This window comes from Burkholderia sp. Tr-862 (genome assembly GCF_011753085.1).
Taxonomy (GTDB): domain Bacteria; phylum Pseudomonadota; class Gammaproteobacteria; order Burkholderiales; family Burkholderiaceae; genus Burkholderia; species Burkholderia ambifaria.
Window position 1 is genome coordinate 98,639 of record NZ_VWWG01000007.1, and the last position, 16,729, is coordinate 115,367.

The 16,729-nt window shown below is 58.7% G+C and carries 24 protein-coding genes; all 24 read left to right on the forward strand.

The window, feature by feature from the left end; all coding sequences use genetic code 11:
* Positions 1 to 9: 9 nt before the first annotated feature.
* The 24 genes from F3J14_RS04490 (at position 10) to F3J14_RS04605 (ending at position 16,712) form a co-directional block, all read left to right on the forward strand.
* A complete protein-coding gene (locus F3J14_RS04490) occupies positions 10 to 2,898 on the forward strand; it encodes a TraM recognition domain-containing protein (protein WP_166721976.1) in 2,889 nt (962 codons plus the stop codon).
* Positions 2,898 to 3,437: a D-Ala-D-Ala carboxypeptidase family metallohydrolase gene (locus tag F3J14_RS04495; protein ID WP_247682127.1), complete on the forward strand. Its 540-nt coding sequence runs from the start codon at positions 2,898 to 2,900 to the stop codon at positions 3,435 to 3,437. The genes F3J14_RS04490 and F3J14_RS04495 overlap by 1 nt, the downstream gene beginning before the upstream one ends.
* A gap of 170 nt (positions 3,438 to 3,607) precedes the next feature.
* Complete coding sequence (locus F3J14_RS04500) at positions 3,608 to 4,825, forward strand: hypothetical protein (protein ID WP_166721978.1); 1,218 nt, start codon at positions 3,608 to 3,610, stop codon at positions 4,823 to 4,825.
* Positions 4,822 to 5,340: a hypothetical protein gene (locus F3J14_RS04505; RefSeq protein WP_166721979.1), complete on the forward strand. Its 519-nt coding sequence runs from the start codon at positions 4,822 to 4,824 to the stop codon at positions 5,338 to 5,340. The genes F3J14_RS04500 and F3J14_RS04505 overlap by 4 nt, the downstream gene beginning before the upstream one ends.
* A 20-nt stretch (positions 5,341 to 5,360) precedes the next feature.
* Entirely contained in the window at positions 5,361 to 5,969 is a 609-nt protein-coding gene (locus F3J14_RS04510) for a hypothetical protein (protein WP_166721980.1), read from the forward strand.
* Between the two features lie 154 nt (positions 5,970 to 6,123).
* A complete protein-coding gene (locus tag F3J14_RS04515) occupies positions 6,124 to 6,351 on the forward strand; it encodes a hypothetical protein (protein ID WP_166721981.1) in 228 nt (75 codons plus the stop codon).
* A 130-nt stretch (positions 6,352 to 6,481) separates the two neighbouring features.
* Positions 6,482 to 6,829, forward strand: a complete 348-nt coding sequence (locus F3J14_RS04520; protein WP_166721982.1) for a hypothetical protein — start codon at positions 6,482 to 6,484, stop codon at positions 6,827 to 6,829.
* Positions 6,830 to 6,857: 28 nt separating this feature from the next.
* A complete protein-coding gene (locus tag F3J14_RS04525; protein WP_166721983.1) occupies positions 6,858 to 7,067 on the forward strand; it encodes a hypothetical protein in 210 nt (69 codons plus the stop codon).
* A 59-nt stretch (positions 7,068 to 7,126) separates the two neighbouring features.
* Positions 7,127 to 7,456 carry a hypothetical protein gene (locus F3J14_RS04530; RefSeq protein ID WP_166721984.1) on the forward strand — a complete coding sequence of 110 codons (330 nt, stop codon included), beginning with the start codon at positions 7,127 to 7,129 and terminating at the stop codon, positions 7,454 to 7,456.
* Between the two features lies 1 nt (position 7,457).
* Complete coding sequence (locus F3J14_RS04535; protein WP_166721859.1) at positions 7,458 to 7,724, forward strand: hypothetical protein; 267 nt, start codon at positions 7,458 to 7,460, stop codon at positions 7,722 to 7,724.
* Positions 7,725 to 7,747: 23 nt separating this feature from the next.
* Entirely contained in the window at positions 7,748 to 8,140 is a 393-nt protein-coding gene (locus F3J14_RS04540) for a hypothetical protein (RefSeq protein WP_166721985.1), read from the forward strand.
* The gene (locus F3J14_RS04545; RefSeq protein ID WP_166721986.1) at positions 8,103 to 8,315 is read left to right on the forward strand and encodes an XRE family transcriptional regulator; all 213 of its coding nucleotides are present in this window, start codon (positions 8,103 to 8,105) and stop codon (positions 8,313 to 8,315) included. Before F3J14_RS04540 ends, F3J14_RS04545 begins: the two co-directional genes overlap by 38 nt.
* Positions 8,316 to 8,331: 16 nt before the next feature.
* On the forward strand, positions 8,332 to 8,628 hold the full coding sequence (locus tag F3J14_RS04550; protein WP_166721987.1) for a hypothetical protein: 297 nt from the start codon (positions 8,332 to 8,334) through the stop codon (positions 8,626 to 8,628).
* A 60-nt stretch (positions 8,629 to 8,688) separates the two neighbouring features.
* Complete coding sequence (locus F3J14_RS04555) at positions 8,689 to 9,312, forward strand: hypothetical protein (RefSeq protein WP_166721860.1); 624 nt, start codon at positions 8,689 to 8,691, stop codon at positions 9,310 to 9,312.
* A gap of 30 nt (positions 9,313 to 9,342) precedes the next feature.
* A complete protein-coding gene (locus tag F3J14_RS04560) occupies positions 9,343 to 9,585 on the forward strand; it encodes a hypothetical protein (protein WP_166721988.1) in 243 nt (80 codons plus the stop codon).
* A 14-nt stretch (positions 9,586 to 9,599) separates the two neighbouring features.
* Positions 9,600 to 9,800, forward strand: coding sequence for a hypothetical protein (locus F3J14_RS04565; protein WP_166721989.1), 201 nt, complete (start codon positions 9,600 to 9,602; stop codon positions 9,798 to 9,800).
* A gap of 242 nt (positions 9,801 to 10,042) precedes the next feature.
* A complete protein-coding gene (locus F3J14_RS04570) occupies positions 10,043 to 10,318 on the forward strand; it encodes an HU family DNA-binding protein (protein WP_166721990.1) in 276 nt (91 codons plus the stop codon).
* 19 nt (positions 10,319 to 10,337) lie between these two features.
* Positions 10,338 to 11,042, forward strand: coding sequence for a hypothetical protein (locus tag F3J14_RS04575; RefSeq protein WP_166721991.1), 705 nt, complete (start codon positions 10,338 to 10,340; stop codon positions 11,040 to 11,042).
* Positions 11,043 to 11,050: 8 nt separating this feature from the next.
* Complete coding sequence (locus F3J14_RS04580; RefSeq protein ID WP_166721993.1) at positions 11,051 to 11,761, forward strand: polymer-forming cytoskeletal protein; 711 nt, start codon at positions 11,051 to 11,053, stop codon at positions 11,759 to 11,761.
* Complete coding sequence (locus F3J14_RS04585; RefSeq protein ID WP_166721994.1) at positions 11,758 to 12,024, forward strand: hypothetical protein; 267 nt, start codon at positions 11,758 to 11,760, stop codon at positions 12,022 to 12,024. The genes F3J14_RS04580 and F3J14_RS04585 overlap by 4 nt, the downstream gene beginning before the upstream one ends.
* An 18-nt stretch (positions 12,025 to 12,042) precedes the next feature.
* Complete coding sequence (locus F3J14_RS04590; protein WP_166721996.1) at positions 12,043 to 13,416, forward strand: DUF87 domain-containing protein; 1,374 nt, start codon at positions 12,043 to 12,045, stop codon at positions 13,414 to 13,416.
* Positions 13,417 to 13,426: 10 nt separating this feature from the next.
* A complete protein-coding gene (locus tag F3J14_RS04595; protein WP_166721997.1) occupies positions 13,427 to 13,891 on the forward strand; it encodes a hypothetical protein in 465 nt (154 codons plus the stop codon).
* A gap of 317 nt (positions 13,892 to 14,208) precedes the next feature.
* Complete coding sequence (locus F3J14_RS04600) at positions 14,209 to 14,925, forward strand: hypothetical protein (RefSeq protein ID WP_166721998.1); 717 nt, start codon at positions 14,209 to 14,211, stop codon at positions 14,923 to 14,925.
* Positions 14,926 to 15,008: 83 nt separating this feature from the next.
* Complete coding sequence (locus tag F3J14_RS04605) at positions 15,009 to 16,712, forward strand: PcfJ domain-containing protein (RefSeq protein WP_166722000.1); 1,704 nt, start codon at positions 15,009 to 15,011, stop codon at positions 16,710 to 16,712.
* Positions 16,713 to 16,729 lie beyond the last annotated feature (17 nt).

Sequence of the window (16,729 nt, forward strand, 5' to 3'; positions counted from 1 at the left end):
GACCGGCGCATGGCACAACAATACGGCACCTCGCAACGCCAGGAGTTATCGCAACGGCGTATCACGCTAGATCCGCGCACGTTCCTCGAACGTGTCGGCGGATCGTTGACGCACCCGCGCACCTATGCGCGCTTCCAGATCTCGATGGCGGTGTTGGCGTGCGTTCTGGCCTTCGTCTGGTTGCCGATCACCATTGTCATGGTGTTGCTGCAAATCTGGTTCTCGTGGCAGCGGCACGAAATGCCGATGCGCTATCCGAAGGACTTGGGTGGTATCGATCCTTCACTCGATGTCGAGAAACCGAATCCAAAGGGAAAGGGCGAAATTGTCGAGCGGAACGAGGCTGCCGGCATCCTGTATCTCGGGAACCAGCGCTCGATCGATAGAGCGGAGCACCTCAAAGAGCTATGGGTGACCGATTCCGATGCCCGGACCCATATGCTTTTGATGGGAACCACGGGCTCCGGTAAGACGGTGACCTTGCTGAGTCTGTGTTTCAACGCTCTTGCGTGGGGTTCTGGATTCTTCTATTCGGATGGCAAGGCCGATTCGAGCCTGCACGCCGCAGTGTGGTCGTTGTGCCGCCGCGTCGGGCGCGAGGACGATTACCTCGTCTTGAACTTCATGACGGGCGGAGCGGACCCGTACAAGAAAAAGAAGTCCACCGAAAAGACTTCAAACGGTACGAACCCATGGTTCGAGGGTGGTCCGGACTTCCTGTCTCAACTCTCGTCGTCCCTTCTACCGAAGGCAAGCGGCGATGGCGCGCAGTGGCAGCAGAAGGCCGTCAACATGATGGACGCGCTCATTCGGACGCTTTGCTACGAGCGCGCGGTTGGCAACATCACGCTTTCGATCGGGGTGATCCGGGAATACCTGGCGCTGCCGAACCTCGTGAAGCTGTACCTGAAGGGCAAGAAAGGAGAGATTCCTGAGTTCGCGTTCCTACCGATCAAGGCATACCTGGAAACTGGTCTGCCGGGCTTCAAGCCGGATCAGGCGGACAAGCCGGACAAGTGGGATCAAACCGTATGGGATCAGCACGGTTACTTGACCGGCCAGTATGCCCGCACGCTGTCCATGCTGATGGACACCTACGGGTACATTTTCAAGGACAAGTATTCCGAAGTGGACATGATGGATGTGCTGCTGAACCGGCGCATTCTCGTGGTCATGATTCCGACGCTGGAGAAGTCGTCTCAGGAGGCGGCGAACCTCGGTAAGCTCGTTGTGTCGAGCATTCGATTGATGATGGCGATGAACCTCGGGCATAAGCTCGAAGGGACGTACAAGGACATCATCGATACGAAGGCCACGAAGTCTCCGGCACCGTACATCATCACGATGGACGAACTCGGCTACTACTTTGCCGAAGGTATCGCGCTCATGTTCGCGCAGGCTCGAAGCCTGGGCTTCATGATGATCGCAGCGGGGCAGGACATTGCCGCAATGGCAAAAGGAGAGAACAAGGAAGAAGTCGATTCGATGATCGCCAACACGAAGATCAAGTACACGTTGGCACTCGAAGATCCCGACAAGACACTCGATGTCTTCAAGAAGGTCGCGGGTCAGGCGATTACCGTTGAAACTGGCTCCTATGAGGGGTCGGTGAACAACTTCACCTCCACGAATTACAGGCAGAACCTTACCGGTTCTATCCAGCGGCGTGATCGCATCGAATTGCAGGAGTTGAAGGCGCTCAAGGAAATGCAGGGCGTCCTGGTCTTCAAGGATCAGGTGACGCGCGCGCGCAGCTTCACGTGGTTCTTCTCGACCAAATTTTCCGATCTGCCGTTCAGGCTCAACCGCTTCCTGCAGGTCGATCGGCCCAAGCGGGAAGATCTGAACGAAAAGCTGAAGCCGATCGACCAGGCGGACGCCCGATTCACCACGATCGATCGGATCATGAAGAAGATCCGGCTCGGTCGCGCGCCGACCTACATTGGAACGATCGATCCGATTGCGGATGCTTTGCTCGACACCTACCGCGCGATCGAAACTCACAATCCGAACGAGACGGCGATCAACCGCGGCATTGCATATTACGTCGCGGCCGTCGCGGCGATGCGTAAGCACAAGGCCGATGAGGCCGGCCGGTATTGGGAGCCAATTGAGGTCGATCCGTCGACGCTTGATGATGCGCCGCCCATGGAAGCACCGGGCGAGGAAGATGCACCAATGGCTTTCGCACGTCCAGCGAGCGGAGATCCCGCTGTGCAGGATGGGACGCGGAATCCGGTCTATCACGATCCGCCGTTGCAGGAGAAAGCGAAGGGAGGCGAATCCTTCGAGGATTTGGTTCGTCAATTTACCGAGGCACCATCCGACGCGACGAAGGCTGATCCTGCCGCGTTCGTGCCGTCCGACTACGATGCGGCCGAGGCCGGCCCGCCGGCGAGCGCTGGCGCGTCGGCTGCTTCGAAGAGGGCTGAACCGGTTCCCGATCCGATGGATGGCGTGCCGGCTGCGGACGATGATCTGGATGCTTTCCTGCGGCGGTTCCAGGCGCCTGACGCCGAGGGTGTAGTGGATGGTGTTGCCGCTGTCGCTAAGGCGGAGGACGATCCAGTGACGAACAAGGTCGAGCAGCCGCCAACCGCTGCATTTGCAGAGGAGGTGGTTGAAGATCTTGACGCAGTGCTCGCGGCGAACATCGGCGAACGGCAAGCGAAAGAGGTTGTGATCGGCTTCACGGAGAAGACGGCCGAAACCTTGGTGAAGATCGAAGAGGCGCTCGGTAGCGAAAACCCGGTTGAATCCATGAAGACCACGGAGGCCGAGATCTCCGCTCAACTGAAATGGACGAAGCCGGTGGACGAGATGTCGGAAGCGGATCTGGACAGCATGTTCAGCAACATCGAGGCAACGATCAGCCGGTCGGCAAGCAGGGTGAATTGATGATCACGCGAAGAGAGTTTTGCAAGGCGTTCGTTGCCTCCGCGGCACTGGCACCTTTGGTCAAGCCCGTGCAGGCGAGTAACCAGGCCGGCCAGGCCGTGCCTACGCTGCTGTGGGTTCGCCGAGGCGCAGACGAGGCGAAGATCGACTACTCGACCGATGAAGGATTCCGGACCATCTGCTGGATGCTTCGCGATGTGAGGGCGGGTGTGGTTGGGACGCCCGCTTGGTCGCTTCTGCAACAGTGGTCGTGGATGCAGGCGTGGCTTGCGGCCTATGGGACGCATGCCCGTTTCGATATCCACTCCGGACTCAGGACCAAGGCGACAAACGACCACTATGAAGGGGCGCTTGCCTCCTATCACCTTCCTGACGCCAACATGGTGTTCCGCGCGGGCGACTTCAGTTCACCTTCCGTTTCAAGCGAGTACATGGGGCGGCTCGCCTACCTGTCTCAGCAAGGCGGCGTCGGCTTTTACACGCGAAATTTCACCCATACCGACGTGCGGGGACGGGTCGTCTTCTGGCGCACGAAGTAAGGCAGCGGGGGTGCGCAAACGGTTTCCGACCGGTCGGTGCGGTAACGCACACTCAGGTCATACAAAATGTTGCGGGAAATTACCCACTTACGGATGGTCTACTGGTTGTGTGCAATGCACTCTTAGATGCGTATAATCAATGCGATACATAATCCACAACGGAGTACCGCATGGTTTCCAGTGTTGCGGGACAAGGTCCAATTCCTGGCGGCGCAACCTCGGCACCGTCATTTTTCAGCCAGAAACCGATCGCAACCCTAGTTGGCGGGGCGCTTCATGTCAACAAGGCGGCACTGTCAGCACGGGCGCAAGCCGCGCCTGGTGTGGCATCTGACGATGATGGTCTGTTTCTGCGCCTGATTGCCGCAATCAGGCAGTTCTTTGCCCGCCTCTGCCGGGCCATCCTCCCCTCCAAGTTTTTCGCTTCCTCGGTTGAAGACAATAGTCGTCAGGATGGCTTCTCAGTGCCGTCCCAGGGCGGCCCGTTGCCGGCCATGTCCGAGACCGAACAGGAACTCGTGATCGACGGATTGCCAGAATCCAGTCTGGAACGTGTCCGGCAGACCATCGATGAGATGGTCAATGTGGCGGTCGGCGATACGCTTCCGAACTCTCTGAAGTCGGCTCTCGCAATGCCCGAGCTTGGTCGTCGCCAGGCATTTCGCGTGTTCTTGCAGCAGAACTTTGGCGACACCCGCCAGATGCGAGAGGTCCGCGTCGAGCTTCGCAGACAGATTGAGGAAATGATCGAGCCGTTTGCCAATGAATACGGCATCGACAAGGAAACGGCGTTGACGCTGTTCCGCGCCGATCTCGAGAGCGGTGGTGGGGCAATCGCAGATCGCGTAGATCCCAACTCTGAAATCCGTGGGCATGTCGCCGAGTTGAAGCGGTTGGAATCGGCGCTTGCCGCGCTCGCGAAAGCGCGTGGCACGATCTGCGCTCATGCAATCGAGTCCGGGGCTTATACCCGCGAGGAACTTGCTGCTGTGGTTGCAGCGCAAGGTCTCGACACGGAATTCCTGTTCAAGGCGGAAGCGGTGGCGGCGCAGCCGGCCGATGCAATGCCTGAACGCGTGTCGCCGGACGCGTCGGCAAACGTCGTTTCGATGGCCGACTACCGTCAGTCGACGGATGCGAAGGTGCCTGCGGACTACACTCCGATTGAAGGCGAACCTTTGTCACCAGCCGTTATCGGGGCAGTGGATTTGCTCGTTGAGCAGGGCGTGATCGAACCGGAGCAGGCGCAGGAGATCGCGCAGTCTGTCGTCGTTGACGCTGTGTTGAGTGACGAGGCGGAGTTCGAGTTAGAAGCGGATGCGCATGGGGATGACCTGGGCGACTTCTTCAAGAAAGACAGTGCTTCCAAGCCTGCGCCGAAACTATGAGTCAAAAATTGAAGGAAGGACCGATCCGGTCACTTGATCTGGAAAAGTGGCGGACAAAGTATGGCCTCACCATCAGCGCAGCATGCGAACTGCTCGGTTTGCAGCGTGCAACATGGGCTGAGCTTCAGAAGCGACCGGACAAAGAAGTTGAAGATGCGACCGTGTGTGCGCTTCTCACTCTCTACGAGCGGTATCCCAAGGAAACGATGCCCATCACGCGCGTTATCAATATTCGGGAGCGCATGGTCAATCTTGGCTACGATCCGGATAACCCAAAGGACAAAAAGAGCTTTGCCGGAGCCACTGGCCGTGAGGCGGCAGCGGTGTACCGGTGGGTGAATGGGCAAGGTAACGTGAGCAAGCCGGTGGAGCGCCTTTTGGAGGCGCTGGATCGCCTGCCTACCGAGTCGGGCAAGAAGAAGCGAAACGTGCTTGAAAGCGTGGCGATGGAGGTCGCGGAACGAGCAGGTATTCGCGATCCGCTGTCGCGGGGGTCATGGCGTCGTGAGAGCTAAAGAAGGTTAGGGGAAGGGTGATGATAAAAACGAAGCGCCCTGGTATCGATGTGACGGTGGTGCTCTTCTACAAGTCCGGCAGTGTTCCTGCACGCATCAGCGTTAAGGACATCACATTGCCGCTGTCCCGGTCGATACGGGGCTATACGACTGGCCTGTCTGGGCATCAACGCCTCGATGGCTTGATGTACGCTCGCCAGCACGCGGATGCCAAACGGCTTGAAATGATCGTCATCGATCTTCTGGTTGGCTTCACGCAACCGATTTATACCAAAGTGCTTCCGCCCGAGCTTGTGGCAGAACACGACGTGCTCAATCTGTTCCGGGTTTCCAAGAGCCTGATCGCCGAGATCGCTGAACACTGGAAGAAGTGGGTCAAGGACGAAGAGGGGGCGTCTGCCGAGAATCAGTACGACTGGTCTCGTCCTACGGACTTCGTTGCTCGGCGGCCCGATTTGTTGCCGCGGCTGTTGAAGCTGAAACAGTTCTCGCACATCAATGTGGTAACGCACCCTGTGCTAACCGCATTCAGTGACCGGCCGCTGACTGCAACGTCATTCCGAGTGGGCTACGACCACATCGAACAGGCGTCCGCGCGTTTTCACCCGGATATCGAAGTCGTCGCGTAGAGCAGCGCGGCAGTGCTTCAACAAGCCCCGGCATCGATCGATGTGCGGGGCTTTTCTTTTTGTGCCTGGCACAAAGAAATTTGTAACGACGTTGCCGGTTTTCCGATCTCATCGCTATCTCTGATGGTGGGCATGGTGCTCACTGGAGATGACGATGAAAAAGTTCTGCCTGCTGTGCCCCGGTCTCCGGACCGCTCTTCCCGACAATTTGCTTTGTCAGTTGTGCTTACTGCCCGGTGTGCAGCTTGATCGCGCTGCGTCGGCGATCGTCAGTGTGTACTTCGACGGTACCGAAGCCGAGCTGCGCACCCTTCTTGCCGAGACGGAGTGGTCTGCGTTTAACGTCCGCGTCAGCGAGAGTCGGACCTATCGCTTGCAATAGCGGGGGCGCCCGACTTGATGGTTTGATTCATGTTGGTGTGGTTGATATATAGATCAATAAAATGCTTGACTGAAATTGATCTATAGATCAATAATTGAATCATCGAAATTTGAACAAGAGGGGAACGGCGATGAACGCAGCGAAGCTCGACCCGCGCATCGGGATGCTGAATAGCGGGAAGTTCTATGCATTCGTCAACGGCTACGACAAGCCGGAAACCATCGGCACGCTTGAGGAGGTCGAGACGGCGCTCGGGCTGCGCTGCGCTGCACCGATCCGCAAGGTGCAGCCGTTCAAGCGGTACAACGTTCACATGACGTTCGAATTCCCGGCATGGGATGAAGTCAACGGCTACTGGTACGACGACGTTGTCGCCCGCTCCAAGTCGGAAGCAAACAAGCGGGCGCGCAGCTTGGCCGACGATGACGGTCACACCTGCGCGCGCCGGGTGTGGTTCAAAGCACACGAAGTTGAATAACAACCGCTCCCACTACTGGAGAAGGACGATGAAAGACTTCAGCGTGTACAGCATGGGCCAGTTGATTGACCACGTACAAGGCGCGGGCCATGTCGCGGCCATGCGCGCGGTCGAGCGCAAGTATGCAGCCGGCCCCCTCGCCATCTGCCCGCTGGATGCCCCGCGCGAAGCTCACAAGGCCGCTGCGGCACGGTCGCACTACAAGTTCAACGAGGTGCCGCCGGAACTGCGCGGCTGACTGAACAAGGGCGCCCGCGTAGGCGGGCCATCATTGATCATCTACGTTTGGAGCCAATCATGTTTCGCACGCGTCACCTGAAGTGGGAAATCTGCGGATGCTGCGCCGGCAACGGTCGTGTCGAGCATCCGGCATTTTCGAACGGCATTACGTCGAGCGAGTGGGCGGAAATGTCGCCTGATGAGCAGGGCACGTACATGAGCGGCGGCTACGACGTGGCGTGTGCGCAGTGCGCCGGCACGGGCAAGGTGCAGATGGCCGACGTGTCGCGCATGGCGTTCGGAGAAAAGCGCGAGTATGTGCTGTATCTGCGCGAGCGCGCTGCGGACGCACGCGCTGCCCGCGAAATCGCAGCGGAAGTTGCTGCTGAACGTCGCATGGGGTGCTGACATGCGGACGCTCCTCCAAGCTGCCGAGTTTGGCATGATCGCTGGCATGTATGCGCGCGAGCGCGCTGCGCATCCTTGCATGCGTGCGCTGACGATCTTCCGGTGGTTGCGCGACGACCAAGGTCTCACGCTCGAACAGTTCGAGTGTGAGACGGAGCGCGGCCATTCGTGGAGCTTCACGGGCACGGCATACGGAGGCGATGATTCGAGCTATATGGGCGAAGGCCGCTGTTACTGCGCGTACTGCGGTGCAGATGGTGACGCTTGATTGCGATGGGAAATCGACACCACGTGACGATGTTCGGTCGAAACGAGCCGATTTACTGGCCGGTCCCTCGCGAGCTTTCTGAAGCGGAGCGAGCCATCGTTATGCGCTATCGCGTGGGCGCGGTAAATGTGGCGGGACTCGAAGGCTTTGACGACCGCACGATGCGGATGCTGACGAAGCGGACGACGGTCGGCATCTTTTCGGGCGACGAGTTGGTCGGAGTCGTTCGGCATCGCTTTCCGGGAGATGAGACCGTTGTGTACACGTTGACGGGCGCGAGGTTGCCCGTTCTCTTCGGCGCAGCGGGCGAGGGATTGCGGGACTATAGCCAGAGCGTCATCGCGCTCCACTCACTGATTGACGATTCGATAGGAGCCAATGAAACAGGCAACGACGTATCCAGTTCTGACGCCTGAAGAGGCGAAAGAGCTTTTGCGACGCAAGGGGTGGTCGAACAAGGCCCTTGCGTTGTGGTGGGGGTTCTCGGAGGAGTACATCAGCCGCACGATCAACAACGTTGATCGCAAGCGTCGCGACGACGACGCGCTCCGCGGCTTGCCGAAGTGCCCGAAAGCCCTGATTGATAACTAACCGTGCGAGTTACCGTATGTACGACATTCTGGAAGTGCTGTTTTTTCATCAACCGAGCGCGGACAAGCGAGCCGCGCTCGACCGGTTGCAAGAAGCATTGAATGGCGACTTTGAGGTCGAAGGGCACGAGTTCGTAACGGAGACGCCGCTGGACGACTCCCGCCAGGTCGTGCGGATTATCGCGGCGAGTGAGGAGTTCGAATCCGGCCAGGATTTCGAAGAGCGTGTGCGCGAACTTGCCTCGGAAGACCAGTTCTCATGGCAACGCATCGGTGTGGTTCCGGTGGGTGGGACTGAGACGGTGCTCAGCTAGAAGCGCGACTCGCTTGGCAGGCAGGGGCGCGACCAAATAACCTCAATATGTGAAGCAATCATGAAACAGACAGCGGTGGACGACAGCAGCGCATTCGGGGCGGTCGCCCGTGCGTTCCTTGACGGTGCGAATCTCGCCCGATGCGATATGCGTGACGGTATCGTGATGACGAAGGTGGTTTTCGGACGCGAGCGCATGGACGACGGGCGGCCGTCGATATCCCTCTCTGCGGTAGATGCGAAGTCGATGTGGCGTTACGCGTACAACATGCTGTCGATGAATGGCATGTCGTCGCACGCAATGTTTGACCCATCTGTCCGCCAATCGTCAGTGCTCCATCGAGCGGTGGATGGCTCGGATGTCGTGCTCACATTTGAATCGATCCCTTGTGGCAATGGCGTCATCGTTTTGCTTGGCAATCGTGCGACGCCACAGGTCTTCCTCGAAGAGTTGGTGCGCGAGGTCGAAGCGGAGATCGTCTCGTTGCAGGCCGATCGTGTTGACGAGTGGCCGGAGGTTGACATGCTTCAAGTGGTTGGGGAGCAGTTTGCGGCCGGGCGAGGTGTGGTGAGCTTGCAGCCGGGAATGACCGACGCGATGATCGCGACGGTCATCAAGGAGGCTGCTTCTCACGGTGTGCCGTTCCAGGTGATACCCGCGAAGTCGGTGGGCGCGACCAAATAACCTCAAGATCCGATCATAGGAAAACGACGGATGGGCTACCTGAATCCTCTTCTGAAGCTGCCGGCAGGAAAGGCGCTGTTGAATCTTCCCGCCGAACAGCGCGCGGCGTTGGAGGCGGTGTTGCGCGAGCTGCGCGACCAGGCGAACGCAGAAGCAGAAAATGCTTGGCGTCGCCGCAAAGGGCCGATGGCCGCATACTGGAGGGCCGTGGCCACCTATGCACGGCACACCGCCCACGCGCTCAGTAGCGCTACCCAAAAGACAAAGACCTGAAAATAGGAGGCACGATGAACGCGAACTATTGGAGTCTGATCCAGAACGAGGCTGGCGATCAGTTCGCTTGCCAACGTGAAGTCAATGCAGTGTACGAGACCGGGCAGTGGCATCCGACCGCCGAAGCTGCAGCCCGCGAACTCGACCAACTGAACGAACAGGCCGAAGAAGAAGTCGCGGCACTTGAACGCGTGTTGCCTGATCATCTTCGATAGGTCACACAAAATAGTCGGCATGAGCCGCGTCACCAAGAAGCCGACACCGTTCATCTGAGACGGAGTAAACCGCCGGCGACGCCAGCAGTGAAGGCGAATATGGGCACTCTGCGGTTCTCTTAGGCGCAGCATTGTTCAACCGCGAATCACGGCCCCCAATTTTCTTGACTGACAGGCAAATAATTGCCATTATGCTGAAAAATACGTATCGTGCATGCGATACGTAAAAGCGGGAGGTGGCTATGACGAAAGACGAAGTGGTTGCCCTGATCGCGGAGCGGACCGGTGCGTCAAAAGCTCGGGCCGCGAGCGCTCTCGAAGCTGTGATCGACGGTTTGACGACGAGCATTCGCAGGGACGGGTACGCGAAGATCCATCGATTGTGTTCCTTCTCTCTGGTCGAACGAGCGCCCCGGACAGCGCGCAATCCGCGCACCGGTGAAGTTGTCCCGGTGCCGGCGCGCCAGGTCGTGAAAATCAAGCCGCTCCAGGCGTTGCGCGACGCCGTGGAGCGCTAATCAGGCGGATATTCGCAAGGTGAGCATGGAAACGGAAAATGCATTGCCGGGAGACCAAGCCCCGGCGCTCCATGGTGGCTCGAAGGTCGAGATGACTGCGTTAGGCAAGCTCGTCATTGCCTTGGTCGCGATCGGACTCGCGTTTGCGGGTTGGACTTACTACCAGGGGCAGCCGAGCCGGCCGCACGGGGCCGTGGGTGCCAGCCATCCTTTGATGCAGCCGGTCACACATGAGATGGCTCGGCCTTCGCAGACATCGACCGGTGTTCCGTCGTCCGATCAGGTCGTACAGGTGCTTGAGAAGGAACGGCACGACCGCGCTGTCCAGGTCGCCGCGTGGCGTGCAGTTTCCGAATCGAGTAGGCAGCAGCTTGCCGATTTGGCTTCGGCAATGGAAGTTCTCGATGCCAAGGTGGCGGCAATCCAGAAGATGCCGGCCCCGCCGCGCCCTGCCAAGGACGAAGTAGCCGAAGGGGCGAAGGCGGTCCACAAGGCGGCTGACGCCGCGAAGGCTACCGCGTCGATCGATGTGGCATCACTTCCGATCGAGACTGTGACGGCTCAGGCGATGGGGCTGACCGGCTTCGGAAAGGGCGTGGTCGGCATAGGCGGCCAGAAGCTATCGGTTGGGCAATCGCTGCAACAAGGCGAGACGATCGTGGCGATCGACCCGGAAAGCAGATCGATCGTCACCAACCGGCGAATCATCAACGTGACGAATTGAGGTAGACGATGGGCCAAAATTTCCTGACACGCGTCGGCATTGGTCTCGGTCTCGTGCGCCGGACCGCGCCGGATGTGCGGATGCAGACCGTCAATGAAGCCCCGGCTGCGCCGGCAAACCAGGCTCGGCGGGTGCAATCGCCGCAGGCCGGAAACACCAATGCTCCCGCACGTGTGCCGAGCAATGTCGTGCCGCGTCAGAGCCTGGCACCGGCATCTGCGACGGTCCCGGTATCCAGACCGATTCCGGCCGCGCCCGCACCTCAGATTCCTGATGGTTTGCATACACGCGGAAGCGAAACCGATATCCACACGGTGATCCCGGCGGCGGCACAACTGAACGGCGATCTGACAATCGAAGAGAGCGTCGTTCTGCGGTGTGTGGTGCGGGGTAACGTCACGCAGGAAGGCGATCATCAGGTGGTGCTGACTGAAACTGGTGGTATCCACGGCACGTTGCGCGCGCGCACCACGGTTATCGGCGGGACGGTTGAAGGCGACGTGTTCGCCGATCGCGTGGTGCTTCTCGAAACAGGGATCGTCCACGGCAATATCGAGTATGTGACTCTGGCTATGAAGGAGGGCGCTACGGTCAACGGAATGCTGACGCGCACCGTTCCGAACGTGCTCGACGGCAGTGACGGCGCGTCGGTCACCGTGCCCGCGGCTGCACCCGCGCTTCACGCAGTTCCGTTGGCGGAACAAGAGCGGGTCGCGTGACTACCCGCTCGCTGATTTCAGTGACGCTTGTGGCGTGGAGCGCGCTGTGCGCGCTTCTTGCGCAGATTCACTTTCCGCATTTCCTTGTCATCTGCGAGTCGGTCGAAGCCTTGTACGGAAGCGCGGCCGATGATGTGGTGGTAAGCCGCGTCGTGCAGGCGCTGATCGGCATTCTATGGATGGTCGGTTCGCTCGCCATCGTTGTGTGCATCACGCTGGCTCGCAGACCTCGGCGCGCACCCTCGCGCGCGCCATCCTCGTAACGCACGCTACGCAGAAGAATGAAGATCTTCCTCGGGTATAACGACTACCTCCGCAAAAAGGAGGGCAAGGACGTTCCGGTCTATTGGGACTCGGATGCGCTCATCAATCCACATCTCATCCTGTGCGGAAAATCAGGTACGGGCAAATCGTTCCAACTGCTGCGTTTCATTGACGAAGCAGTGAAGACTGCCGGGCCGGGCTTCGACAGGTATCACAATCTCGACGTTCACGGCGACCTGATTGTGCCGGGTGAGTCGCGCGTGGAATTTTCACGTGCCACCCGCTACGGCTACAACCCGCTTGTGCTCGACCCGAATCCGAAATCGGGCGGTGTCGATCGGCAAATCAACTTCCTGATCACTACCATCAATCAGACTTCTCGAAAGCTGATGGACCGACAGGAAGCGTGCATGCGGAACATACTTTCCGATGTGTTCGCAGCCTATGGGATCTATGAGGATGATCCCGGCACGTGGACTCGGGAAGAGATGACCGAGACGATGCGTGCCGAGATGTGGGCAAGTCGTCGCTGGTCGGATATGCAACGGTACTATCCGACGCTTGAGGATGCGATCGCACTCGCCGAGCGCAAGCTGAAGGCGATGTATGGCGGCTTGAACATGAACGAGCAAGGTAACCGTGCGGTCGCTGCGCTCGAGGAGATGAATCGGGCGGCGGCGCAGATGAACCGCGCCGTTACGACGAGCAAGAAGAAGATCGACACCGAGGACAAGGAAAAGGCGGAAAAGCAGTTGGAAGTAGCCAAGAGCAAGTATCTTGAGCGCGTCTCCGACTATGTGTCCTCGATCGAGACCGGCCGCGAGTTTGATGATCTGATCAAGTACGACTCGAAGGAAGTCTTGAAAGGCGTCATCGATCGTCTGAAGAACCTCAAAGCGATCGGAATCTTCAACGGCAATCCGCCTCCGTTTGACGAGAACGCTCTCGTTTGGTCCTACGACCTGACCAACCTGGACGAAGAGGACAAGTTCGTCTTCGCCAAGGTTCGCGCTCAGCACATCGCTCGCAGTCGCAAGCTTGGCGGCTTGCAGTCTGAAATTAGGGAGATCATCGGACTGGACGAAAGCCCGGTCGTATTCGATGACAATCCCGACAGCATCTACAACAAGATCGCCAAGGAGTTGCGGAAGTTCGGACTCGCGCTTTGGTGCGTGGCGCAAACGCCTTCTGACTTCCCGGAAGGTGTGATTACGACAGTGAGCACGAAGATCCTCCTCGGGATCGACAGCTACTACTGGACCGTATCCTGCAAAAAACTGAACATCGAAGAGAGCGTTTTGAAGTTCATCACCCCGCAGAAGACCATTGCTGTCTACATGGACAAAAAGGGTGCGACGAATTCGAAGTTCAACAACGTCCAGTTGCAATAGGAGCTATCGAATGCGAAAGCTTCCCAAGTTAGGCATGGCGGAGAAGGCGCTGCTAGCGCTCGTAGTTCTCACCGCGGCGATGTGGTTGCGCGACCAAATTCCAGCAAGCGAAGTTGAACTCGCCGAAGTGAGGGCACTCGCCGTGCGCAACGACGCTGCGCGCCAGGCCGTGGCCGAAACGCTATCGGCAGACCCGTCGCCGAACAAGCGCGAACTCAGACAACTGCGTGAGCGTGTTGTCGCGATCGAGCGTGTTTCGCTCCGCCTGTCCGAAGATCCCTCCATGCGGGCGATGCTCAACGAGCGGGATCGCCTCGCCGCGACTCCGCTGTCGAGCATGTCGGTAGACGATCTGATCCGCTGGATGCTTTTTTCCGTGGGGCGCTACATGACGCTGATCGTGGGTTCGTTCGTGGGGCTGTGCGGATTGCTGCTCTTGCGCAGTCGCGGCCAGTCGAGGTGCGCACGATCGTGAGCGGACGCCGCTGCGTCGAGCGGCCGCGCAATCTCGATGTGACGCGTGAAATCAACTGGATCAATTTCGAAGGGGATCTTCTATATGAAAAAGGCTAACGCCATCAGATTGGCGGTGTTTGTTTCGATCGTGGCCTTTGCTTGCGGTTGGGCTGCGAATGCAGCGCGAATCAACGCGCAGGAGCGCTGTTCCATCTCGTCGGGAGCGAAGATCTCGGGGAGGGCAGCGATCGAGTGCGGCCAATAGTTCGCCGTTTTTTTGCAAGTTATTATTTACGTATCGTTATAGTCATACAAACATATATTCGGAGAATATTCATGAAGAAACGTACCGCGATTGCATTGATGGTCGCTGCATCGATGTGGATGTTGGGTGCTGCGTCGGCCAACGCTGCTGATTCGTCGGCGCATGTCGCAGAGCCGCTGACGAAGGTGTCATCCCTTTCGGCCACTCCGGGTGCGGAGATCTCGATCAGGGTGACTCTTGTCGGCGCGGACGGAAACAAGCGGGAAGTAAAGCTCCATACGAGGGAGGGGCACAGTGCCACCTACAACGATTTCATCCGTCGAGGGTACGTCGAGTCGGTGGACAACTCCGGCCTACGGCCGGCGACGCTGAAAACCGGATTGTCGGTATATGCCGAGCCGTGGCGTATCAATGAGAACGGGAAGGTCGTCGTTCGCTTCAAGGTCGAAGACAGTTGGCTCGAAAGCCTGCGGGACGCTGACATCGACGGCAGCAAGTGGCAACTTCCGGACATCCGGACGATGGCGCTTGAAAAGACGATCGTCATGAAGCCGGGCGTGCCGGCTTCCCTCTATGCGAACCGCGATGACAAGAAGGCCAGCAGCATCGAGGCAGAGGTCGAATACGTCACGTCGGGCGGCAGACACGCTGACACCGTGGGTATGGGCGATAAATGCGAGCCGAACGGGATCATCTCCATGCACGGCAGCGATCCTGTTTTCTGCGAGGGTGGTGTGTGGACCGTCGCTCAATACGTGCCCGCGGGCGCAGCGCCGAAGCGTGACTGACCAGGCGCACTGACCCTTGCCGCCGCGAGTCGGCGGCAACAGCCAGTGCGTGACTACGAGCCAGCGATCAATACGGAGCCGATATGACCGAGGGAGTTGCAATTCGGCGGACTTTTGAGAAGATCCGCGCCGCTGAACCGCTGCCAACCGAAAGCCGCACCGCAGACACGCATCGCTTTGGCGACGCACGTATTGCTGCCGTCTACGCTCAGGCTAAACGGTACATCATCGATCGGCAGGTGCTGCGCCTGTATCAAAAGCTCACATTGCGGCCCGGCGTATGCACAATAATCATCTGCAACACCTGGCGCATCGACAAGGCCCTTGATTCCAGCTTGGTCGAGTTGTTTCAATGGTCGTTTCCGAATGCGCGATGGGAACCTTCGTCGGACCTCGATAGCTGGCCGGATTTCCAGCTACTCCCGATCGTGCTGCCCAAGAAAAAGGCTGGCGATCCATCGAAGGAATTGTGGCAGTCCATCCTTCGCAAGGCACTTTGGCAAGTGCTCGACGGTGCCGGTTATGGTGACCTTCCGGCGCGGCCGGAAGAAGGCGTGAAACAGATATCGCGGCGGACGATGGCCGAGATCCTCATCGACTTCTATCTTGCCCCGAAGCGCAAAGGAACGCGGCGGCAGAGCGCAACGAAGTTGCGCATCAAGCCCCCGCGCTTTGCAGCGGCTGCACGCGCGCTCCGTAAAAACATCTGGACTAGCGTTATCGACCGTTCCGTTCTGTCGGCCGTCGCAATAATCAAGGGATGGGACGCGCAGGTAACGATTCGCGATTATCTGCGCTACGCCCCTTTCGGTCCCGACATTACCAGAATGCTTGCGCAGAATCGCAATTGCTTGCCACTGCTGGCACGCATCAAGCCGCAGCACTGGAAGCGCACGGACTTGTTTTCTCGGCATCTATGGGTGAGGGATGGGCGCAAGACCACGATCGTCGATCGAAGTGGCTTCTGCGACCCGATACATCTCTATGGCGCGCGTTCCGCTAAACGACTTTCGAGCTTCATGACGCCGGCGGCGCACCGATGGCTCATGCGGGCCCCGGTATCTGTCGTCTCCGCATTTTCTACGACACTCAACTCGAATGTCATCGAGAACCTCGCGCAAAGCAACCTGCCGAAACGGGTGCCTGCCGTCGTTTTGCGCACGATCGTCAACAACGCGAGACGCCTTTGTGTTCGTCCCGAGTATCAACGCCTGTATCGAGCGTGGGCCAACCGGTGTTGCGAGATATGGTCAGCCCAAGGATATGGCTACCTTCGCGAAAACATGCGGAACCTTGCCATCGAGTTTCGTGATGTCCTAGATTGGGTCTTTATGGACGGCCTCGCTCGCGGGCTCCCCGACAAAAACGCGACGTGGCAATCGATGCTGCGTCAGAGCGCGGATTGGCACCAGGCGCGGTGCTCTGCGCGCGGAATCCGGAACCTTCGCTGGGAATCGCTTCTGCCAAGTTGTGAGTTTGATGGCTACCAGGTGCTTCCACTCACAACATCCGAGGCACTCTACGCGGAGGGACATCAGATGCACCACTGCGTCGGAAGCTACGACAGTTGGTGCGCCGACGGCGAATTTCGGATCTTCTCGCTTGTGGACCCCGAAGGCATGCGTTCAACCCTCTGCATCGAGCAGACCGATGCCGGCCAATGGCTAGTTCAACAGGTGCGCGGGACGTGCAACGCATCCGTGCCGAAGGTGACGCATGCCATCGCGCGCATCGTTGCCAAGCGCTACAGCGACGCCGCAATTGAGCAAATTGAGAATCGACAATGAAGTCTGCGCAGTGTTTG